Here is a 19817-nt window from a genome sequence, read left to right on the forward strand (position 1 = left end):
GTACGGCCCAGCGAGCCAGGACACCCTCCCGTGCCCATTCAAGGACGCTCGCATGTTCCGTACTCCTCTCTTCCGGTCGGCCGCCCTGGCCGTTGCCGTTTCGCTCAGCCTCGGCGCGCCCTCCGCGTTCGCCGACAACGCACCCGCTGCCAGTGCTACCACCGCCGCTGTGCAGCGCCAGGCCGTGGCCAAGGGCCTGTACGAGCTGGCCTACAGCCCGAAGCAGAACGCCGTGTTCGTGGCCTCCTCCGGCGGCTTCGGCGATGACGCCGGCCCGGCCCAGGTGCTGCGCCTGAACCCGGCCACGCTGGCGGTGGAAACCCGCATCCCGCTGGAGCGCAAGGCGTTCGGTGTGGTGCTGGATGACGCCCACGACCGCCTGTACGTGGGCAACACCGTGGACCTGTCGGTGACGGTGGTCGACACCGCACAGAACAAGGCCGTCGGCACCATCCAGCTGATGGAGAAAAAGACCGGCAAGGACGGCAAGGCCGCCTACACCCACGACCTGCGCGAGCTGGTGGTCGACAGCGCGACCAACCGCCTGTACGTGACCGGCCACAGCAGCCAGCCGGACGTGAGCAGCGTGCTGTTCGTGATCAATACCACCACGCTGAAGGTGATCAACACCATCGACGGCCTGGGCAATGCCAAGGCGCCGGGCCTGGCGCTGGATGCGGCCAACAAGCGCGTCTACACCAGCAACCTGCTGGCCGACCTGGTGGTGGTGGGCACCGATTCGAACAAGGTAGTGGCGCAGCACAGGATCGCCGCCGAGCAGCCGATGAACATCGCGCTGGATCCGGCCGGCAAGCGCCTGTTCGTGACCGACCAGGGCTCGGAATTCCTGCGTGGTTACCAGGCCAAGAGCAGCGGCCTGGTCAGCAAGCACCCGGGCCAGCGCGTGCTGGTGCTCGACCGCAGCACCGGCAAGGAACTGGCCAGCATTCCGACCGACGCCGGCCCGCTGGGCATCCTGCTGGATGCACCGCGCAAGCGCCTGTACGTGACCAACCGCGAAGCCGGTACGGTGACCGCCTACAACAGTGACAGCTACCAGAAGGTGGCCACCTACACCGTGCCGACCCACCCGAACAGCCTGGCGCTGGATGCGAAGAACAACGTGCTGTTCGTCAGCATCAAGAACGGCGAGAAGGATGACAAGGGCGCTGACGAGAGCGTGGCGCGCATCCAGCTGTGATGCGCTGGCGCCGGGTCCCGCCCGGCGACGCGCCGCGTGAAGAAGGCAGGGTGCAGGCCCTGCCTTTTTCTTTGCCTGGTTGCAGTGCCCAGCGCCAACCCGCTAGGGTTGAAGCCCATGGCAGGGAGCCAAAGGATCTGAATCGTGCTGGATATCCACCGCTGGCTGCGCGTCGGCCTGATCTTCACGCTGGCGGGCGTACTTGGCGCCTGCAACAGCCGCGTACCGGATGCACTGGAGCTGCTGGATCTGGTCAAGCCGATCAACGTGGCCGAGTCCGGCCAGGCGGTGCGGTTCGAGTTCGAGACGAATGCCCGCAACTTCCACCCGGGTCGCACCTATGCGCTGGAGCTTGAGTTGCAGCACCAAGGGACGCGAAAGCCCGACGAGCCTGACGTGGGCACAATGAGGATCCCGTTCGAGGTGACCCTGCAGCAATGGCGTGCTGATGCCTGGAAGGATGTTCCCACCTACGACAGCTTTCAAGCCGGGGTGCTCAATGCCGGTGAGCAGCTTCCGGAATGGCATGCATCCAGCGAATGGCGGTATACGTCGCCGCACATGGGCAGTGATGGCCAGTACACGATGAGCCTGGTTGCTCTGCCAGTGGAAATTGACTCCCGCTACCGCGTGGACGTGCGCACGGTGCAGAGGACAGAGGCACTGCAGGGCTACTCGGCCCGTTTTCGGATCCATGCCGCCCGACCCGCTGGAAAGTAATCAATCGCCTGGTTGCGACGCCGTTGGTCACCCGCTAGGGTTGAGGCCTATGGCAGGGAGCCAAAGGATCTGAATCATGCTGGGTATCCACCGCTGGCTGCGCGCCGGCCTGATCTTCACGCTGGCGGGCGCACTCGGCGCCTGTAGCAGCCGCGTACCGGATGCGCCGGAGCCGCTGGATCTGGTCAAGCCGATCGACGTGGCCGGGTCCGGCCAAGCGGTGCGGTTCGAGTTCGAGACGAATGCCCGCAACTTCTATCCGGGTCGTCCCTATGTTCTGGATCTTGAAGTGCAGCGACATGGACCCGGACCTGACAGTGAGCCTGACATGGACAATGTTCATGTTCCCTTTCAGCTGTCCCTGCAGCGCTGGGTCGCAGGTGCCTGGCAGGACGTTGCGACGTCTGATGTCTATCAGGCACGGGCGCGCAATCTGGGTGAGCCGCTCCCCGAATGGCATGAGTCGGCAGACTGGCGTTACGCGCAGCAGGTATCGATGGACGCCAGCCGATACAGGTTGAGCATCGTCACGCTGCCGATAGAAATGGGTGCCCGCTACCGCCTGGATGTGCGCACGGTGCAGCCCACCGCTGCGCTCCAGCATTACCCGGCGCAGCTGCGGGTTCATGCCGACCCACTCTCTGGAAAATAGCCGTCATCCCACTGCTGGAAGGAACTGAAGGATTTTTCTTATGGATAAGCCGCGCTACACCGTAGAAATCGTCATTGCCGCACCTGGTACGCCGTTGGTGGACGAGAGAGGTGTACAGAAAGTTGTGGACGGGGTTCCGCAGACATCCGGGCCCGGACACATGTTCTACGTGCTCCATGGGCCGGACAAGACCACGCGGAGTTTCGGCTTCGCGCCTACGGAGCATGGAAGCATGAACGGGCCGGGCGAGGTCATGAAGACCGATGCGGTCGAGTACAGGAACCCGCATTACAGCCGCACGCTCGAGATCAGCGAGCAACAGTACAGAAAGCTTGAGGCCTTCGGTGCGCACCCGGATAAGTACGGCTTCGATCTTCAATACAAGGACGTGCGCAACAACTGCGTGGACTTCACCTGGGAAGCCTTGAACCACGCAGGCATCCAGCGGAAAAGCAGCATCGACGTGAACGCGTTGGGAGGTCCCGCTGGCCAGCTTCTTCCGGATGTTCGCATTCCTCTTGACATCAAGGGGGCGGGCAAGGACGCATTCCGGCCGCTGCGCAACATCCACGGTGTGGACAGCATTGATCCGCCGTTTCCGGACAGCGAGCTCAACCAGAGGAAAACCAATCCCCTGCCGGAGCGCAGTCTCAAGCAACACATGCTGAGTGATGCCGAGGGCATGGGCGAACGAAGCGGTGATCTTCTGGCCCGGCACAGCAACGACCCGCTGCTCTCGCAGATCCACCAGGGCGTGGCCCGGCTCGATGCAGAGCGGGGCCGTGCCTTCGATGCCACCAGCGAGAACATCAGTGCCAGCCTGTACGCGCTGGCCAAAGCCAATGGCCTGACCCAGGTTGACCATGTGCTGTTGAGCGATCGCACCGCGCAGCCCGACGCTGCGCAGAACATCTTCATCGTGCAGGGCGAGCGCAACGATCCGGCACAGCTGCGCGCCAGCATGCCAACAGCGGTGGCTGCGCAGACACCGGCAGAAACTTCGTTCGAGCGTGCCGAGCAGCTGTCGCAGTCTGCACAGGTGCGTACGCAGGATGAGCTGCAGCAGCGCCAGGTGCAGGAGCAGTCCGGTCCGCGCATGGCCTAGCGCAGCAAGCGCCACGGCGAGCCGCCGTACTCGCGCTGGGCCGCCAGTAACGCTGGAGGCGGCTCAGCCCAGACGGTGTGCCGGGTTCTGCTGCTGCTCCTGCTCACGGGCCTGCTGTTCGGGCACTAGCCCCACGGCCGGCTGCTGCGGGGCCAACCCCAGCTTCTGCATCGACTGCTCCACCGGCGTCTGCGCCGCCACCGCGGTCGGCATCATCGCGCGCAGGTGCGCCGGATTGGCCGGGTCGCCCTGCACCACGAAGACGTTGTGCCCGGCCGGGTGCTGGGCCGTGGCGTTGCTGACCAGCACATGGTCGACCTGCTGCAGGCCCTGCTCGCGGGCCAGCACGGTCAGGCTGGCGGTCAGGCGTTCGCTGGTCTGGTCGAACGCACGGCCATGCTGGGCATCCAGAGCGGCCACGCCTTGGCGGACCTGCTGGTTGAGGCCGTACTCGGGGTGGTTGGGGGTGAGTTCTGCCATGGCGATCGAACGGTAGCGGTGGGTCGGGGTGAACCCCTTCAGTATAAATCCGGCCGGTGAAGGGCGCCGGAAAGGTCAGTCCGCCGGCCGATGGTCGTAGCTGATCACCCGTTCGGCCAACCAGCGCCCGTCCACGCGGCGCCAGACCTGGATGAAGCGGGCCTGGCCGGTCCAGCGTTCCACGCCATCCTTGCCGCGTTCATGGAAGCGGTGGTTGCCGATTTCGAGCGCCCGCTCATCGTGCAGCGGGAAGACCTGCAGCGAAGATTCCACCAGCTCGCGGCGCAGCTGCCAGCCACCCTTGCGCGCGCTGCTGCACAGGGTGGCCACGCTGCGACGGAAGTCCTCGCGGCTGCTGGCCGACTTGCCGTCCTTGTCATGGAAGAACTCCATGTCCTCGGTCGTCATCGCGGCGGCCCTGTCGGCATTGCAGGCCTCGAAGGCGGCGGCGAACAGCTGGGTGTCGGCCTGGTGGATCTGCTCGCGCAGGGAGTCGGCGGGCGCTGGCGCGGCAACGAGGCCGGCGGCCAGCAAGGGCAGGGTGGGCAGCAGCATGGTGAGGCTCCAGGGAGGGTTCACGCAGGCTCGCATGGCGTTTGGGCCACTGCAGCCGGCGTCCGACGAAACGGCCCTTCCACGGAGTGAACGCCCGCATTGGCGGCCCGGCGCCAGCGTCGGGGCCGTGGCTGTGCAGGCGATGTCATGAGCGGCCGGGATTCCCTCACGGCCGCCACAGGGCACGGCCACTAGCCTGAACGCCTCCCTTTCCACAGGAGCGCCCATGCCTGCTTCCCGCATCCGCCTGCACGTTGAAGACACAGGGGGCCACGGCCGCCCGGTCATCCTGATCCACGGCTGGCCGCTGTCCGCCGATGCCTGGAGGACGCAGGTGACGATTCTGCGCGACGCTCAACACCGGGTGATCAGCTACGACCGGCGCGGCTTCGGCCGCTCCGACAAGCCGGCCGAAGGTTATGACTACGACACGCTGGCGGCGGACCTGGCGGGGTTGATCGAGGAACGTGACCTGCGCGACGTCACCCTGGTCGGCTTCTCGATGGGCGGCGGTGAGGTGGCGCGCTATGTGGCCAACCACGGGCAGGAGCGCCTGCACAGCGTGGTGTTTGCTGCCGCCGTGCCGCCGTACCTGCTGCGCAGTGATGACAACCCGGAAGGCCCGCTGACCCAGGACAAGGCTGACGAAATGCGCAGTGGTCTGGAGAAGGATCGCGAAGCGTTCTTCGACGGCTTCACCCGCGATTTCTTCAGCGCCAACGGCAAGCTGATGGTCACCGAGGAAGCGCGCCAGGCGGCGATCGCGCTGTGTCATCAGTCCGACCAGACGGCAGCGCTGGGCTGCATGAAAGCGTTTGCCACCACGGACTTCCGCGATGATCTGAAGAAGATCACAGTGCCCACCCTGATCCTGCACGGTGACAGCGATGCCATCGTTCCGTTTGAAGGCTCTGGCCAGCGCACGCACCGGGCCATTGCGGGCAGCGAAGTGGTGATCCTTGAAGGCGCGCCGCACGGCTGCAATACCAGCCATGCCGACCACTTCAATCTTGCCCTGCTGAACTTCCTGAAGCGGTAAGCTGCGGCCATGCGCGAACCGAAGATGCCACCGTGGAAGAAGCCCAACCCCAAGGGCCAGACCTCGCAGCCGCTGTCGCCTGCACAGAAGGAGGCGGCGCGGCAGCGGGCGGAAGAGAATGGGCGGCGTTACCCCAATCTGGTGGACAACATGTGGGCCGCCAAGCTGCCGCGCGGACTGTGATCTGTAGAATTGAGCCATGCTCGACTCCGCTCTGCATCCATCCACGCATGGCGTGGATCTACGGCAAAAGCAGCCGAGCGTGGGCTCGGCTCTACAGCTTGGCCAGCGGCTTCCAGCCGGGTTCCATCCAGGGCGCGATCTTGTTCTGGCGGACGGTGATGGCCTCAACTGGTACCCCAGCCAGGCGTGCAAGCTCCGCACGCAGCAGCTCGGCATCCACCGACATGGCCGTAGCTACCTGCAGCCGATCTCCCTGATGCCTCACTTGTACCGGAAGCGTGGCGTGCGCGTCCTGCTGGCCGCCGGTGCGCCCGATCGGGTAGCGCATTGTTACCGGCCGTGACAGCTGCGCCAGTGCGGGCTGCCACGCCTGCAGCACGAGGGGCTGCCCGGCAGCGGGAACATGTACCTCAGCAATCGTGGCTGGGTAGCCGGTGAGGCTCTCGACCATGACCTGGAAGCGCGCGCCATCTGGTACGGCCAGCACGGCGGCGATCAATACGCACAGCGAAACGAATACCGCCGCCAGGATCCAGCTGCGCGGCGCGGTGGCCGGTCGAGTCGCGTTGCGCAGCCCCGGTCTGCGCCGCAGCTTGCGCGCGTAGATACGCCGGTCCTTCCTGCGCGGGCTGCTGCTGTGCTCAGGCAGGTTCAAGGGAACGCGCGGAAGGCGCGCCACGCGGGCCTGGATCAGGCGCGAGAGCAGCATCCACGCGATCACGAACGCCAGCAGCGGGAGCAGGGTTCGCACCCACAGATACAGCGTGACCATCCACAACACCTCTACAGACGACCATCCATGCTCGTCTACATCCTACCGGGACCACGCGGTGGTTGTCGTATACGCCAGCCGACAGGCACAGGATGCTTGGTTAGGATGGTCCTTTGTTGTCATGGATGAACCGATGGTCTCTGCCGCTGCCCGCTTCTGTCGCATCTGTGGTCCCGGCCCGATCCTGCTGGCGCTGCAGGTAGTGGCGTTGCTGGCGGTAGGCCTTGCAGCCGGCTTCTTCCACTACCGTGTGGGACTGCTGCTGGAGCCGGTGGATGACGCATGCGGTGGGCCCGACGCGGCCGCACGCATACAGGTGGCCGAACAGCTGCTGGCGCGATCCACTGCGCTTGCACCGTGGCAACCGTTGCAGTGGATTCCGATGGCGGGCGTGGTGCTGGCGCTGCTGGGCGCGATGTCGATCAGCGTCTATCGGCTGGGGCGGTTGTCCGGACGGCTGCGGCGGGCCAACCGGGTCTTGATGATGCTGCATGGCGCGTTACTGGTGCTGGCGGTGCGGGCATTGCATCTGTACGACATGGCATGGACCAGTGTGGCCAAGCTGGCGCCGACAACCTGCCTGATGGAACTGGGCAGTTTGCCGCTGGCACAGGCGCAGGAGGCGGTGTTCGAGATCCTCACCCACGAGCATGCCCCGCTGCTGGGCAATCCCGATGATCTGGCCCTGGTGCTGGTCGCAGTGATGCTGATGGCGATGGCTGCAGGATTCATGTTGTGGCGGGCGATCGTGCGCGAGCGGGAGGTGCAGTCGCCCAGCCCATAGCAGCTGCATGCCCGAGCAGGCGTTCTCAATCACGCTAAAGTCCGTACTTCGCCCCTGCAAGGAAGTGCTGATGCGTTGGTTGCTTCGCGCTGTACCGCTACTGCTCTGTTCGTTGGCGGTACACGCCGCTGAAGTAGATCGCCGGATTGCGGTGACCATCGACGACCTGCCCTGGGCGCGGGTGGATGAGATCGTTCCGCCGGACCTGCAGGCGCGGCATGAAGCGCTGATGGACCAGCTGCGCGAGGCAGGCGTGCCGGTGGTCGGCTTCGTCAACGAGAACAAGCTTGAGATCGACGGGCAGATGCAGCCGGCGCGGGTGCAGATGCTGCGCGACTGGCTGGACGCCGGCTACATGCTGGGCAATCACACCTACTCGCACATGGACCTGAACGCCAAGGGCGTGCCTGCGTTCCAGCGGGATTTCCTGCGTGGCGAGACGGTGCTGCGGCCGTTGCTGGCCGAGCGCGGGCTGAAGCCGCAGTGGATGCGTCACCCCTATCTGCGTGCGGGGCGCACGCCGGAAGACCGCGCGGAAATGGACGTGTTCTTCAAGCAGCTTGGCTACCGCGTGGCGCCGGTGACGGTGGACAACGGCGAGTGGGTGTGGGCGTTCGCCTATGCCAACGTGATGAACGAGCAGGCGGATTCGCCCGCGCGCGCGGCGACGCTGGCGCAGCTGCGCAAGGGCTACGTGCCGTACATGCTGAACAAGCTGGACTATTACGAGAAGCAGTCGCAGGCGCTACTTGGGTACGCGCTGCCGCAGGTGTGGCTGATGCACGCCAATGAGCTCAACGCGGCGACCTTTGCCGAACTGGTCGCGGCCACGAAGCGTCGCGGCTATCGCTTCATTTCATTGGACGAGGCGATGCGTGACCCGGCCTACGCGCGTGGTGCCGAGGGCTACAACGGCCGCTATGGCCCGAGCTGGCTGCACCGCTGGGCGATGGCGCAGAGCAAGCCGAAGGACTTCTACGCCGGAGAACCCGAGGTGCCGGCGTGGGTGATGAAGCTGGCCAAGGTCGACTCGGAGTGACGCTCAGCGCTTGACGGCCAGCACGCCGTCCAGCGCCAGTTCGGCCTTGAAACCCGCCTTTTCCAGGCGCTTGGCCACTTCACGCGGCACGTCGCGGCCGCTGGTCAGCTTGTTCGGCGCGCCGGTGTAATGGAACAGGCGGCCGCCCTTGCGGATGACGCGGGCGAGGTGGTCATAGAACACCTGGGAGTACAGCTCGCCGGCGATGCCGAAGCGCGGTGGGTCGTGCAGGATCGCATCGACACTGTTGCTGGCCACCTGTTCGATCTGCTGCGAGACGTCACCGTGGCTGAACTGCAGGCGGCCACCGGCGGCAGCCGAGTCTGGATCCGGCGACCACGGGTTGAGCGTGCGCAGCCACATCACATCGGCGTTCTTCTCGAACGAGCGGATCTGGCCGACACCGGCCTCCAGCGCGCAGGCGGCGAAGTAGCCCAGGCCACCGCAGGTATCGAGGATGACCTTGCCGGCCGGCGCGACCAGCTCCACCTTGCGGCGCGCATCCTCGAACGGCGACAGCTTCGAGGTCGGCAGCATCTTGATGCCGTCGATCTCGAAGGTCGGTGCGCCCCATTCGGTCGGCACCAGCTTGATCAGCGAGCCGCTGTAGCGCGAGATCGGCGCGAAGTCCTCGCCATCCCAGTAGTACAGCGTGCGGTCCTTCAGCTTGCCCGGCCACGGGTAGGGCTGGCCCCGGAAGTGGAAGCCGTCGGCATCCAGCACCACGCTGTCCTGGCTGCGGCCGAGGTCGAGCGAGCCCTGCCATTCAGCAGCGCCCTTGTCATGGGCACGGCGCAGGGTGTCAGCGCTGTCGCGGGTCAGCAGGGGGCCGAAGTAATGGGGCACGGCGGGTACCGGGGCGTTTCGGGGGAGGGCATGGTACCGCAGGGCGCATGATGGGCTGAAAGAGTGATTTATGACCATGGTCGTTGAAAACAACGGTCTATGGGGCATGTGCAACTAATCTCAGTATGACGGGATGCCGCGACGCGGCCTTCAGTGAAAGGCTGAACGCCGCCTAAGATCAGTTGCCTACTGAGCGAACTGAGTTCCGCGATTGGATGCGCATTGCCTTGGTATGCACACGTCCAGCGAGGTGCTCACGAATCGTGACTCCATTATGGTGCAGACGACGCCAATTCCCTCGCTGAGATAGAAGGGGGATGAATAATGACGTGTATCGCTAAAATAGCATCTGCCGTTGTCAATACCAATCTTAGCTGTTCGGGCTCCGGCAACGGAGCTCTCTGCATTCATCTGGCCTGTTGAATAATAGGACACGCCCACAGGAACACGTCCATTCGGCGCAGTTGCCGTAACCCAGTCAATACTCTTCGAACTCCATTTTGAGGTTGGATTCCCTGGGGTGTTTTCACGAGTGCATGCCCAGCCTGCTGCCGGCCCTTCAATCGTCCCCTCCCCTTGAGATGGTTCCATATCCATGGAAGCGCAGAAAGCTTGGTGGTAGAGCTTAGTCGCCTCCGACTGATCGCTGTATCGATAGATCAGTCGTCCAAAACCATCAGGCTTCAGATGCTGATCAACTTGAATCTGCCCTCCATCGAAGTCTGGCCAAGTTGTACGGCGAACAATGATGATCTCTCCTTTGGCGCTGAGCTCCGTTCTGTCGACACTCAATGGTGTTTCTGCGAATGCAGGCGAGGCCGTGGCGATTGCCAGACACAGGATCAGTGTGCGATTACTCATCTGCGAGTCTCCGTTCTTCGGTTGCGGAGACACTAGGCTCAACAATGTTCAGTTTTCAGATTGTGACCCGCACCGTACTTGACCAGATTTCAAACTTTTCTTACTAGTTTGAATGTTGATCCATCGCTCAATCGCACTTCACCGCATACACCGGCCCAGCACCGATCAGCATCAACGCCATGTAGTCACTATCGCTGGCCTTGCCGTTCAACGTCGCGTCCTTGTTGAAGTGGAAGATGCCGAAGCCGCCCGCCATGCGGATCAACGCGCTGTCGATCTGCTCGGCGTCATCGCGGAAGTAGCGGCTGATCTCGCTGCGGGTGGCCTTGTGCAGGGCATTCGGCTCGCGTTGCCACTGGTCGCCGCGGCTGAAGGAGACGAAGTACTGGCCGCCTTCCCTGTCGATGCGGAAGTCGGCCGGTTTGCGCGCGCCGGTGGCGAAGCAGCCCTGCAACGGATCGGCGCTGAAAGGAAGCCCGGCATCGCCACTGCAGGCGGTGAGCAGCAGGACGGCACCGGGCAGCAGCAGGCGGAGCATGCGCATGGGATGTCCCTACAGGGCAGGTGCGGCTAGTGTAGGCGGCACTCGGGCGTCGCCCGTACAGAAATTCGGCAAGAACAAAGGGGTTTTCGGATGGCGCAGGGCAAGGCACCGTGGTGCGGCATGGCCAGTTGGCTGGGGATCGCTGTGGGTTGGGGGGCCGGCACTACCCGCGTGGATCATGCGCTGCGGTGGATCTCCACCGTTACGTGCACCAGCTCTTCATGGATCGCCAGCGCGTTGTGCAGGGTATCGGCATCCAGCGTGGCGTCGCTGGTGACCACGCTGGCGCTGACCGCGTACTTGCCGCGACCGACCTGCCAGACGTGCAGGTCGGCCAGGCGCGCCGGCCACGGGCCCTGTTCGATCACTTCGCGTACTTCGGCCACCACCGGAGCGTCCATCTGCGCGTCGAGCAGGATGCGGCCGCTGTCGCGCAGCAGGCCCACCGCCCACACCGTGACCAGCACGGCGCCGACCAGGCCCATCACCGGGTCCAGCCAGGTCAGGCCCAGCAGCTTGCCGCCGAGCAGGGCGATGATGGCCAGCACCGAGGTGGCGGCGTCGGCCAGCACGTGCACATAGGCCGAGCGCAGGTTGAGGTCGTGACCGTGCGCATGGCCGTGATCGTGGTGTTCGTGGTCATGCCCGTGATGATGGCCATGGTCATGCCCGTGGTGGTGATGCGCGTGGCCCGGGCTGTCGTGCAGCCACCATGCACAGAGCAGGTTCACGCCCAGGCCTACCGCAGCGATGGCGATGGCTTCGTTGTAGTGGATCGGCGCCGGTACCCACAGCCGCTCCAGCGACTGCACGGCCATCAACGCGGCCACGCCGAGCAGAGCGATGGCGCTGGTATAGCCGGCCAGAATCTCGATCTTCCAGGTGCCGAAGGCGAAGCGCGGGTCGTGCGCGTAGCGGCGTGCGCAGCGGTACGCAAACACCGAGAGCCCGAGCGCCAGCGCATGCGAACTCATGTGCCAGCCGTCGGCGAGCACGGCCATGGAGTTGAACCACCAGCCGCCGACGATCTCCACGACCATCATGCTGACGGTGAGCCACAGGGCGCGGCGGGTATTGCGTTCGGCCAGCGGGTTGCCGTCGTCGAAGCGGTGTTCGTGGCGACGGGCGGCGGCGAGGGCGTCCAAGTGCATGGGGGCGGGAGCTGGAGTGGATACCCCCATAGGGTATATGATCCCGCCATGGCGCACGTACACAAAAATCGTAAGCAGCTGCTGACCCGGGTGCGCCGCATCGCGGGCCAGGTGGCGGCGTTGGAGCAGGCGCTGGACCAGCCCGAGGGTAAAGCCGGCGACTGCGCGGACGTGCTGGTGCAGGTCGCCGCCGTGCGCGGTGCCGCCCACAGCCTGCTGATGGAGCTGCTGCACGAGCACCTGCAGGAACACGTGGTGGGCGCCGAAGACCCGCAGCAGCGGGCGGCCGAGGCCGAGGTGCTGGTTGAGCTGCTGCGCCGCTACGGCAAATAGGCCGAGGGCGGGTAGAGTCGACTGTTAGTCGACTGCTCTTCGCTCAGGCGTCATGAGATCCCGCGCTTCGCGCGATAGTCGACTAACAGTCGACTCTACCCCCCGTGGCGGTGCCGCGCGTTCCAGATGTGCGTGGCGGCCAGCAGCAGGCTGACGGTGACCGTCATCGGTGTTTCCCAGTCGTGCGAGGGCAGCGCAAGCGCGCCGGCCAGCAGCAGGCCGAGCCCGGCGCCGGCGGTGGCCCAGGCCAGCACGGGGAGGCGACGGCGACGCTCGGCCCGCCACAGCGCGTAGCCGGTCAGCGGCAGGGCGATGGCCACGAACAGCAAGTGCACCCATTCCGCCTCGGCCCACGCGCCGAACAGCGGCAACGCGGCGGCCAGCAGCGGCAGCGCCAGGCAGTGCAGCAGGCACAGGCTGGACAGGGCGACAGCGCCGGCATCGAGCAGGGCGGCAGACGGCGACTTCATCGGGGGAGGCTCCTTGCGCGACAGATGTTATACAGTAACATTTTCGTTCCGCAGCCAACCCGCTCCGACATGAACACTGTTTCCCGCGCCGACCGTCGCCTTCCGGTCACCGTGCTGTCCGGCTTCCTGGGGGCCGGCAAGACCACCCTGCTCAACCAGATCCTGCGCAACCGCGCGGGCCTGCGTGTGGCGGTCATCGTCAACGACATGAGCGAGGTCAACATCGACGCGCAGCTGGTGCGCGAGGGTGGGGCCGAACTGCGCCGCACCGAGGAGACGCTGGTGGAATTCAGCAATGGCTGCATTTGCTGCACGCTGCGCGATGACCTGCTGCGGGAAGTGCGGCGCCTGGCCGACGCCGGCCGCTACGACTACCTGCTGATCGAGTCGACCGGCATCGGCGAGCCGATGCCGGTGGCAGCCACCTTCGCCGTACGCGACGAGCATGGCTTCAGCCTGAGTGACGTCGCGCGACTGGACACGATGGTGACGGTGGTGGATGGCAGCGCGTTCCTCGCCGACTTCGGCTCGACGCTGCGCCTGGCCGAGCGTGGCCAGCAGGCCGGGCCGGACGACGATCGCGGCGTGGTCGACCTGTTGTGCGAGCAGGTCGAATTCGCCGATGTGATCGTGGTCAGCAAGGTCGATCAGACGGAAGATGACTTGCTGCAGGACACGCTGGCCGTGCTGCGCGGCCTGAACCGCGACGCGAAGCTGCTGCTGTCCCGCTTCGGTGACGTGCCACTGGCCGAGCTGCTGGACACCGGCCGCTTCGACTACGAGCGTGCGCAACGTGCGCCGGGCTGGGTGAGGGAACTGCGTGGCGAGCACACGCCGGAAACCGAGGAGTACGGCATCGGCAGCTTTGTCTATCGCTCGCGACGTCCGTTCCACCCCGTGCGATTCGCCCGCGCGCTGCAGTCGGGCATGCCTGGCGTGATCCGCAGCAAGGGCTGGTTCTGGCTGGCCAACCGCATGGACTGGGTGGGCGAACTGAACACCGTGGGCGCAGCGACGCGCACGCAGGCGGCGGGGTTCTGGTACGCCGCGCGTGATCGCGTGCGCGCTGGGCTGGAGGACACCGCGCCATTGCTGCCGCCCACGCCGCTGCCGTACAGCGACCTCGGCTGGGCACGGCAGCAGGCCGATTGCTGGAGCGCACCGTTGCCGGGGCCGGAGGACTTCCCGGATGCGGCCGCGCATTCGGCGATGCAGCGCCTGTGGCATCCGTTGTGGGGGGATCGCCGCCAGGAGCTGGTGGTGATCGGCGTGCACATGGATGAGCGCGCGGTGCGAGCGGAGCTGGACGCGTGCCTGCTCAACGATCAGGAACTGCGTGCGGGGCCGTTGCTGTGGCAGCAGTTGCCGCAGGCGTTCCCGGTGTGGAAGCGGTGAGCGAACGGCTCCAGTAGATTCACGCCATGCGTGGATGGCGGTTCAACCGGTCTTTGCCCGCCTTGTAGAGCCGAGCCCACGCTCGGCTGCAATTGCAGTGGATCCACGCCATGCGTGATGCGTCAGCCGAGCGTGGGCTCGGCTCTACAGAATCGAACCCACGCATGGCGTGGATCTACAAGGCGTCGCGCCATTGCCAGGCGTCGGCGGTGATTCGCAGCACCTGCGTCGGTCGCAATGCCTGCAGCAGGTGCCGGTCGTGGCTGACCATCACCAGTGCGCCCGGCCACGCCGCAAGCAATTCTTCCAACGCCTGCAATGCGCTCAGATCCAGCGCATTGCCCGGCTCGTCCAGCAGCAACAGCTGCGGTGCGGGATCGGCATACAGCACGCTGGCCAGCGCGCCTTTCACCCGTTCGCCATCGCTGAGGCTGCTGGCTTGCCGCTGGATGCGCTGCGCGTCCAGCCCGAGCAGGGCCAGCCGTGTGCGCAGTTCGCCGGGGGCCGCGCGCGGGTTGGCGGCCTGCATGGTGTCGAGGATGCTGCGCTCGCCGGACAGCCCCAGCAGCTGCTGGTCGAGCAGGGCCAGGGGCGCATGCCGTTGCACGATGCCGCTGCGCGCAGGCAACTGGCCGGCCAGCACGCGCAGCAGGGTGGATTTTCCCGCACCGTTGTCGCCGACCACGGCGATGCGTTGCCCGCGGCGGATCTCCAGCTGCAGCGGCGCACTGCAGCCATGCGGCAGCACCAGGGATTCGGCCTGCAGCAGACGCGTGCTGCCACGTTCGCCTGCGACGGCAAACAGCGCCAGCTCCGGCGCCACATGCACCGCCGATGCCGCTGCGCGCAGCTGCTCTGCGCTGGCCTGCAGGCGTTCGGCCTGTACCAGCTGCGCGCGGCCGTGGCTGGCCTCGGCGCGCTGCTTCTGCCGGCCGAGCAGGATGGGGGCCTGGTTGGCCTGCTTCGCATCGCGATTGCCACGCGCCTGGCGTTGTTGTTGCCGTTCGTGCTGTTCGCGCGCGCTGCGTTGCTGCTGCCGGTGCTGGGCGCGCGCATGGTCGAGCTGGGCGGCGGCAGCTTCGCGCTCGGCGGCGCGCGCATCGGCGTAGTGCTGCCACGGTCCGCCGTAACGATGCAGCCCGCGCCCATCGAGCTCGACGATCTGCTGCATGTGCCCAAGCAGCTCGCGATCATGACTGACCGCCAGCAGGCCGCCGCGCCACTGCTGCAACTGCTCGTACAGCTGTTGGCGATGGCGTGCATCGAGGTGGTTGCTGGGTTCGTCCAGGATCAGCCAATCGGCACCGCTGGCCCAGGCACCGGACAGCGCCACCTGCATCGCCTGGCCACCGCTGAGACGCGCGGCAGGCTGGGCGGAGTCGAGGTCATCGGGCAGCCCGAGCATCTGCCATTGCTGCTGCAGGCATTCGCGCAGATCCCAGCGGTCGCCGATGCAGGCGAAGTCGGCCTCATCCACGCTGCCGGCCTCGATGCGTTGCAACGCGGCCAGTTCCGCGCCGACGCCGGCCAGCTCACCAACCGTGCCGGCGGGTGGATAACCGGGCGTCGGCAACAGGAACACCCGGCCACTGCCGCGTACCTGGCCGCTGTCGGGCAGCAGCCGGCCAGCCAGCAGGCGTGCCAGCACACTCTTGCCGGCGCCATTGGCACCGACCAGGCCGGTAGCAACCGGTTCGAAGGAAAACGTCAGATCGGAAAACAGCAGGCGGCCGTCGGCCAATCGATACGACACGCGATCGAGCGTGAGGGAATGCGGGGTCATGCGACCTCCATGGATGCCGGGTTCTCCCCTGCGCGCAGGGGGCGGGAAGAGTCAGGCCGTCTGGTGGGAAGACGGCGGCATCAATGGCGCATTGGTCGCGAGCCTCTTGGAGGAATGAGCGGCCAGTATAGCGGCAGTGGCTGAATGGTCAGGTGTGCGGCCGCCGGGCATGGCCCGGCGCTACCGATGGTCGGGCGGTTCTGTAGAGCCGAGCCGATGCTCGGCTTCCTCTCGCCGCGAGACGCATCCACGCATGGCGTGGATCTACGGCACGGTACCCAGGCGGTCGCTGACGAAGTCGATGAACACCCGCAGCTTCGGCAGTACGTGTCGGCCCGACGGCCACAGCAGATGGAAGGTGCCGCAGGAATGCACGTGTTCGTCCAGCACCGTGACCAGGCGGCCGTCGGCCAGGGCATCGCGCACCGAGTGCACCGGCACGAAGGCCAGGCCGATATCGCGCAGTGCGAGCGCTACCCGCGCTTCGATGGTGTTGGCCACCATGTGCACCGGAAGCTCCTGCGGCGTTTCATCGTCGGGCCAGTGGATCGGCCACGGTTCCAGCTTGCCGGTGGTGGGGAAGCGATAGTGCAGCAGCGTGTGCTGCATCAAGCCTGCCGGCGTGCGCGGAACGCCGCAGCGCTGCAGGTAGCCCGGCGAGGCAACGACGCGGCGCGGGAATACACCCAGGCGCCGTGCGTTCATGCGTGAGTCGCTGGGTTCGCCGACGCGCAACACCGCATCGAAGCCCTCCTCGATGACATCAACCAGGCGGTCACTGAAGTCCAGGTCCAGGCGGATATCCGGGTACGCCGCCATGAACTCGGCCATCAACGGCAGGGTGAGGTCGCCAACCAGGGGCAGGCTGATGCGCAGGGTGCCACGGGGCGAGGCGTGCGGTTGTGCCAGCTCGGTGCGTGCGGCATCGCGCTCGTCGAGGATGCGCCGGCAACGCGCCAGGAACAGCTGGCCCTCGGCGGTGAGGGTGATGCTGCGCGTGCTGCGATGGAACAGCCGTACGCCCAGCGCGTGCTCCAGCCGTGCCACGCACTTGCCTGCTGCCGAGGCGGAAATACCCTGCAGGCGTCCGGTCTCGACGAAGCTGCGGGTGTCGGCCGCGTGCACGAAGGTCTGCAGGTTGGCGAGGTTGTCCAGGACTGACATGGGCGTGCGGGCAATGAAAGCGGCAGGGTAGGTTGCGTGAACGTAGCGGGCGGCACCGCCATCGCAACACTGTGATGCGCGGTGGCGTGGGGACGGTTGCGGCCATGCAGTTCCGGCAATCATGCCGATTGCGGACTGGACGGTCCATGATGCCCGGAGCGGCAACCGGCTTTTTGCGCGGCCACCCGCTGCCTAACGTGGCGGCCTCTCCCCCACGGATCACCGCGATGAATGCCGCTCCTTCCTTCGAACCTGCGCCGACACTTCCTTCGGTGCAGCGGCTGCTGAAGCAGGTCCACCCGCAGCGCCTGGTCGGCGCGGTGGTGCTGGTGCGCGAGCACGGCGTACTGCGCCATGCCAGCGCGACCGGGCTGGCCGATCGTGAATCGGTCACGCCGATGCAGCGCGACCAGCTGTTCCGGCTGGCGTCGGTGAGCAAGCCGCTGCTGAGCACGGTGATCCTGCGCCTGGTGGCCGAGGGTGTGCTCGACCTGGACACATCGGTACAGCGCTGGCTGCCGGATTTCCGCCCGGCGTTGGCCGATGGCACTGCGCCGCCGATCAGCCTGCGCCAGCTGCTCAGCCACAGCAGCGGGCTGGGCTACCGCTTCCTCGAAGCCGATGTGGACGCCCCCTATGCGCGCGCCGGGGTCAGCGATGGCCTGGACGCGAACCCGCTCTCGCTGGCCGAGAACGTGCGCCGCATCGCGCAGGCACCGCTGCTGTTCGCGCCGGGCAGCCACTGGCTGTACTCGCTGGGCGTGGACGTTGCCGGTGCCGTGGCTGAAGCAGCGACCGGTGAATCCCTGCAGGCACTGTTGGAGCGCTTGCTGGCCGCACCCCTGGGCCTGCGTGACACCGCCTTCGCTGCGCGCAACGCAGCACGGCTGGCCACGCCCTATGTGAGCGACACACCGCAGCCGCACCGCCTGCGCGAAGGCGAGGTGGTCGCTCCGTTCGAGGGTACTGTCGGTATCGAGTACAGCCTCGCGCGCGCCACCGATGCCAGCCGTTTCCCTTCGGCCGGGGCAGGCCTGGTCGGTAGCGCCGATGAAGTGATGGCGGTGCTGGAGGCCTTGCGTGATGTGCCGCGTTCAGGCCTGTTGCCGCCGGCACTGGTGGCGGAGATGGCCAGCCCGCAGGTGGGCGAACAGGGGCCGCCGGAACCGGCCGGCTGGGGCTTCGGCCTTGGCTTTGCGGTGCTGCGCGATGCGGCCGCCAGCGGTACGCCGCAGAGCGCAGGCACATGGCGTTGGGGCGGCGCCTACGGGCACAGCTGGTTTGTCGATCCTGCGCGTGGGCTCAGCGTGGTGGCGCTGACCAACACCCTGTACGAAGGCATGGATGGCGCCTTCGTCGATGAGCTGCGTGATGCGGTCTACGCCGATCTGGAGGCCGCCCGATGAGCGGCCATGCCATCGATGCGGCTGGCCCGGCCGGTGAAGCCACGCGCCTGCCGTGGGCGGGGCTGCTGGCGCTGGCCGGCGGCGGTTTCATCACCCTGCTGACCGAGACCCTGCCGGCGGGCGTCCTGCGGCCGATGGGCGAAGGCCTGGGCGTGAGCGATGCGGCGGTGGGCCAGCTCGTCAGCGTGTACGCACTGGGCTCGGTGATGGCCGCATTGCCGATGACTGCGTTGACCCAGCGCCTGCCGCGACGCGCCTTGTTGCTGGCCGCCATTGCCGGCTTCGTGGTGGTCAATACGCTGACCGCAGTGAGCAGCAGCTATCCACTGATCCTGGCCGCACGTTTCCTGGCCGGGGTGAGTGGTGGCCTGTTGTGGTCGCTGGTGGCCGGCTATGCGGCGCGCATGGTGGTGCCCTCGCTGCAGGGCCGGGCAATTGCGGTGGCGATGGTCGGATCGCCGTTGGCGCTGTCGCTGGGCGTACCGGCGGGCACGTTGCTGGGGCAGCAGCTCGGCTGGCGCTGGACATTCGCCCTGATGAGCGTGCTGGCCGTGGTGCTGCTTGCCTACGCACGCTGGGCTCTGCCCGCGCTGCCGGCGGCGGCAGCCGGCCGGCGCACCTCGCTGGCGGCGGTGTGGCGCATGCCCGGCGTGCGCAGCGCGCTGGCGGTAATGGTGCTGTACGTGCTGGCGCACAACGTGCTCTACACCTACATCGAACCGCTGGCGGTGGAGGCGGGGGCCGGCCCGTGGCTGGACCGCCTGCTGCTGGCCTTCGGGCTGGCGGCCATTGCCGGTATCGGTATCGCTGGCTGGGGTGTGGATCGCCACCTGCGCACGCTGGTGTGGGCGGCCGTGATCGGCTTCATCGTGCCGGTGCTCGCGCTGCTGCTGTGGCCGGGCGACGCGATCGCGCTGCTGCTGGCGACGATCCTGTGGGGCGTTGCCTTTGGCGCGGTACCTACGTTGTTCCAGACCGCATTGGCGCGGCGTGCCGGTGCCGCCGCAGATCTGGCGCAGTCGATGCTGGTGACCGGCTGGAACCTGGCCATTGCTGCCGGTGGCGTTGCAGGGGGTGTGCTGCTGCAGGCGGGCGGCCCGAACCAGTTGGGATGGCTGCCGTTGCTGCTGCTGGCGGTGAGCGTGGCGTGGTTGCTGGCACGGCCGAAGGCCTGGGCGTAGGCCCGGGTCAAACGTTACGGAGGTGCCGGCCAGCGGCCGCCACTACCGTGGTCCACGCCATCCACGCATGGCGTGGATCCACCGAGCGCAGCGACCCGCGTTTGCTTTTGCTTTTGCTTTCTTCTGTTGATTACGTGGCAGGACGCCGCCGCA

General features: G+C 66.5%; 22 protein-coding genes. 12 read left to right on the plus strand and 10 right to left on the minus strand.

Translation table 11 applies throughout. From position 1 onward, the window contains the following. Positions 1 to 52: 52 nt before the first annotated feature. The 4 genes from VG543_RS14975 (at position 53) to VG543_RS14990 (ending at position 3678) form a co-directional block, all read left to right on the plus strand. Positions 53 to 1201 carry a YncE family protein gene (locus VG543_RS14975; protein ID WP_312543346.1) on the plus strand — a complete coding sequence of 383 codons (1149 nt, stop codon included), beginning with the start codon at positions 53 to 55 and terminating at the stop codon, positions 1199 to 1201. Between the two features lie 144 nt (positions 1202 to 1345). Further along, positions 1346 to 1921, plus strand: coding sequence for a hypothetical protein (locus VG543_RS14980; RefSeq protein ID WP_134735003.1), 576 nt, complete (start codon positions 1346 to 1348; stop codon positions 1919 to 1921). Between the two features lie 76 nt (positions 1922 to 1997). Next, positions 1998 to 2573, plus strand: a complete 576-nt coding sequence (locus VG543_RS14985) for a hypothetical protein (protein WP_019660872.1) — start codon at positions 1998 to 2000, stop codon at positions 2571 to 2573. A gap of 232 nt (positions 2574 to 2805) precedes the next feature. After that, positions 2806 to 3678 carry an XVIPCD domain-containing protein gene (locus VG543_RS14990; protein WP_134731225.1) on the plus strand — a complete coding sequence of 291 codons (873 nt, stop codon included), beginning with the start codon at positions 2806 to 2808 and terminating at the stop codon, positions 3676 to 3678. Between the two features lie 63 nt (positions 3679 to 3741). On the opposite strand, the gene VG543_RS14995 is transcribed toward VG543_RS14990, so the two are convergent. Then, entirely contained in the window at positions 3742 to 4158 is a 417-nt protein-coding gene (locus VG543_RS14995) for an XVIPCD domain-containing protein (RefSeq protein ID WP_423178679.1), read from the minus strand. 75 nt (positions 4159 to 4233) lie between these two features. After that, positions 4234 to 4713, minus strand: a complete 480-nt coding sequence (locus tag VG543_RS15000) for a nuclear transport factor 2 family protein (RefSeq protein WP_197575696.1) — start codon at positions 4711 to 4713, stop codon at positions 4234 to 4236. Between the two features lie 226 nt (positions 4714 to 4939). Between VG543_RS15000 and VG543_RS15005 the strand changes: the two genes are divergently transcribed. Together VG543_RS15005 and VG543_RS15010 are read left to right on the plus strand one after the other, a co-directional pair. Then, the gene (locus VG543_RS15005) at positions 4940 to 5752 is read left to right on the plus strand and encodes an alpha/beta fold hydrolase (protein ID WP_288041720.1); all 813 of its coding nucleotides are present in this window, start codon (positions 4940 to 4942) and stop codon (positions 5750 to 5752) included. Positions 5753 to 5761: 9 nt separating this feature from the next. Beyond that, entirely contained in the window at positions 5762 to 5935 is a 174-nt protein-coding gene (locus VG543_RS15010; RefSeq protein ID WP_167692772.1) for a hypothetical protein, read from the plus strand. Between the two features lie 91 nt (positions 5936 to 6026). Here VG543_RS15010 and VG543_RS15015 read toward each other — a convergent pair whose 3' ends face one another. Further along, the gene (locus VG543_RS15015) at positions 6027 to 6707 is read right to left on the minus strand and encodes a hypothetical protein (RefSeq protein WP_423178678.1); all 681 of its coding nucleotides are present in this window, start codon (positions 6705 to 6707) and stop codon (positions 6027 to 6029) included. A 133-nt stretch (positions 6708 to 6840) separates the two neighbouring features. Here VG543_RS15015 and VG543_RS15020 point away from each other — a divergent pair, with 133 nt between their 5' ends. Both VG543_RS15020 and VG543_RS15025 read left to right on the plus strand, forming a co-directional pair. After that, complete coding sequence (locus VG543_RS15020) at positions 6841 to 7491, plus strand: hypothetical protein (RefSeq protein ID WP_423178677.1); 651 nt, start codon at positions 6841 to 6843, stop codon at positions 7489 to 7491. A 70-nt stretch (positions 7492 to 7561) separates the two neighbouring features. Continuing rightward, positions 7562 to 8530: a polysaccharide deacetylase family protein gene (locus tag VG543_RS15025; protein WP_227852463.1), complete on the plus strand. Its 969-nt coding sequence runs from the start codon at positions 7562 to 7564 to the stop codon at positions 8528 to 8530. Positions 8531 to 8533: 3 nt separating this feature from the next. Here the strand turns inward: VG543_RS15025 and VG543_RS15030 are convergent, their stop codons facing one another. From VG543_RS15030 to dmeF, 4 genes are all read right to left on the minus strand, one after another. Continuing rightward, positions 8534 to 9376 carry a class I SAM-dependent methyltransferase gene (locus tag VG543_RS15030; protein ID WP_058980880.1) on the minus strand — a complete coding sequence of 281 codons (843 nt, stop codon included), beginning with the start codon at positions 9374 to 9376 and terminating at the stop codon, positions 8534 to 8536. Positions 9377 to 9562: 186 nt separating this feature from the next. After that, positions 9563 to 10237, minus strand: coding sequence for a hypothetical protein (locus VG543_RS15035; protein WP_134731146.1), 675 nt, complete (start codon positions 10235 to 10237; stop codon positions 9563 to 9565). Between the two features lie 127 nt (positions 10238 to 10364). After that, complete coding sequence (locus VG543_RS15040; protein ID WP_021204446.1) at positions 10365 to 10781, minus strand: hypothetical protein; 417 nt, start codon at positions 10779 to 10781, stop codon at positions 10365 to 10367. 176 nt (positions 10782 to 10957) lie between these two features. Then, positions 10958 to 11932 (minus strand): CDF family Co(II)/Ni(II) efflux transporter DmeF, encoded by a 975-nt coding sequence (gene dmeF, locus VG543_RS15045; protein WP_329846710.1) that lies wholly within the window; start codon positions 11930 to 11932, stop codon positions 10958 to 10960. Between the two features lie 48 nt (positions 11933 to 11980). On the opposite strand from dmeF, the gene VG543_RS15050 reads away from it, so the two are divergent. Continuing rightward, positions 11981 to 12265, plus strand: coding sequence for a metal/formaldehyde-sensitive transcriptional repressor (locus VG543_RS15050; protein WP_111098371.1), 285 nt, complete (start codon positions 11981 to 11983; stop codon positions 12263 to 12265). A gap of 95 nt (positions 12266 to 12360) precedes the next feature. On the opposite strand, the gene VG543_RS15055 is transcribed toward VG543_RS15050, so the two are convergent. Continuing rightward, complete coding sequence (locus VG543_RS15055) at positions 12361 to 12735, minus strand: MerC family mercury resistance protein (RefSeq protein ID WP_423178676.1); 375 nt, start codon at positions 12733 to 12735, stop codon at positions 12361 to 12363. Positions 12736 to 12804: 69 nt separating this feature from the next. Here VG543_RS15055 and VG543_RS15060 point away from each other — a divergent pair, with 69 nt between their 5' ends. Beyond that, entirely contained in the window at positions 12805 to 14130 is a 1326-nt protein-coding gene (locus VG543_RS15060) for a GTP-binding protein (protein ID WP_423178675.1), read from the plus strand. A gap of 175 nt (positions 14131 to 14305) precedes the next feature. Here VG543_RS15060 and VG543_RS15065 read toward each other — a convergent pair whose 3' ends face one another. Beyond that, positions 14306 to 15913 (minus strand): ATP-binding cassette domain-containing protein, encoded by a 1608-nt coding sequence (locus VG543_RS15065; RefSeq protein ID WP_423178674.1) that lies wholly within the window; start codon positions 15911 to 15913, stop codon positions 14306 to 14308. 264 nt (positions 15914 to 16177) lie between these two features. Continuing rightward, on the minus strand, positions 16178 to 17077 hold the full coding sequence (locus VG543_RS15070) for a LysR substrate-binding domain-containing protein (protein WP_171953353.1): 900 nt from the start codon (positions 17075 to 17077) through the stop codon (positions 16178 to 16180). Positions 17078 to 17304: 227 nt separating this feature from the next. Between VG543_RS15070 and VG543_RS15075 the strand changes: the two genes are divergently transcribed. Then, positions 17305 to 18483, plus strand: a complete 1179-nt coding sequence (locus VG543_RS15075; RefSeq protein WP_423178673.1) for a serine hydrolase domain-containing protein — start codon at positions 17305 to 17307, stop codon at positions 18481 to 18483. Beyond that, entirely contained in the window at positions 18480 to 19664 is a 1185-nt protein-coding gene (locus tag VG543_RS15080) for an MFS transporter (protein ID WP_423178672.1), read from the plus strand. Before VG543_RS15075 ends, VG543_RS15080 begins: the two co-directional genes overlap by 4 nt. The last annotated feature ends 153 nt before the right edge of the window (positions 19665 to 19817 follow it).

The sequence above is a fragment of the Stenotrophomonas sp. CASM101 genome (assembly GCF_049384845.1).
GTDB classification, from domain to species: domain Bacteria; phylum Pseudomonadota; class Gammaproteobacteria; order Xanthomonadales; family Xanthomonadaceae; genus Stenotrophomonas; species Stenotrophomonas hibiscicola.

Coding starts and splice junctions, on each gene's coding strand:
- VG543_RS14975 (WP_312543346.1), top strand. CDS start 53: ATGTTCCGTACTCCTCTCTTCCGGTCGGCCGCCCTGGCCGTTGCCGTT.
- VG543_RS14985 (WP_019660872.1), top strand. CDS start 1,998: ATGCTGGGTATCCACCGCTGGCTGCGCGCCGGCCTGATCTTCACGCTG.
- VG543_RS14990 (WP_134731225.1), top strand. CDS start 2,806: ATGAACGGGCCGGGCGAGGTCATGAAGACCGATGCGGTCGAGTACAGG.
- VG543_RS14995 (WP_423178679.1), bottom strand. CDS start 4,158: ATGGCAGAACTCACCCCCAACCACCCCGAGTACGGCCTCAACCAGCAG.
- VG543_RS15000 (WP_197575696.1), bottom strand. CDS start 4,713: ATGCTGCTGCCCACCCTGCCCTTGCTGGCCGCCGGCCTCGTTGCCGCG.
- VG543_RS15005 (WP_288041720.1), top strand. CDS start 4,940: ATGCCTGCTTCCCGCATCCGCCTGCACGTTGAAGACACAGGGGGCCAC.
- VG543_RS15010 (WP_167692772.1), top strand. CDS start 5,762: ATGCGCGAACCGAAGATGCCACCGTGGAAGAAGCCCAACCCCAAGGGC.
- VG543_RS15015 (WP_423178678.1), bottom strand. CDS start 6,707: ATGGTCACGCTGTATCTGTGGGTGCGAACCCTGCTCCCGCTGCTGGCG.
- VG543_RS15020 (WP_423178677.1), top strand. CDS start 6,841: ATGGTCTCTGCCGCTGCCCGCTTCTGTCGCATCTGTGGTCCCGGCCCG.
- VG543_RS15025 (WP_227852463.1), top strand. CDS start 7,562: ATGCGTTGGTTGCTTCGCGCTGTACCGCTACTGCTCTGTTCGTTGGCG.
- VG543_RS15035 (WP_134731146.1), bottom strand. CDS start 10,237: ATGAGTAATCGCACACTGATCCTGTGTCTGGCAATCGCCACGGCCTCG.
- VG543_RS15040 (WP_021204446.1), bottom strand. CDS start 10,781: ATGCGCATGCTCCGCCTGCTGCTGCCCGGTGCCGTCCTGCTGCTCACC.
- dmeF (WP_329846710.1), bottom strand. CDS start 11,932: ATGCACTTGGACGCCCTCGCCGCCGCCCGTCGCCACGAACACCGCTTC.
- VG543_RS15050 (WP_111098371.1), top strand. CDS start 11,981: ATGGCGCACGTACACAAAAATCGTAAGCAGCTGCTGACCCGGGTGCGC.
- VG543_RS15055 (WP_423178676.1), bottom strand. CDS start 12,735: ATGAAGTCGCCGTCTGCCGCCCTGCTCGATGCCGGCGCTGTCGCCCTG.
- VG543_RS15060 (WP_423178675.1), top strand. CDS start 12,805: ATGAACACTGTTTCCCGCGCCGACCGTCGCCTTCCGGTCACCGTGCTG.
- VG543_RS15065 (WP_423178674.1), bottom strand. CDS start 15,913: ATGACCCCGCATTCCCTCACGCTCGATCGCGTGTCGTATCGATTGGCC.
- VG543_RS15070 (WP_171953353.1), bottom strand. CDS start 17,077: ATGTCAGTCCTGGACAACCTCGCCAACCTGCAGACCTTCGTGCACGCG.
- VG543_RS15075 (WP_423178673.1), top strand. CDS start 17,305: ATGAATGCCGCTCCTTCCTTCGAACCTGCGCCGACACTTCCTTCGGTG.
- VG543_RS15080 (WP_423178672.1), top strand. CDS start 18,480: ATGAGCGGCCATGCCATCGATGCGGCTGGCCCGGCCGGTGAAGCCACG.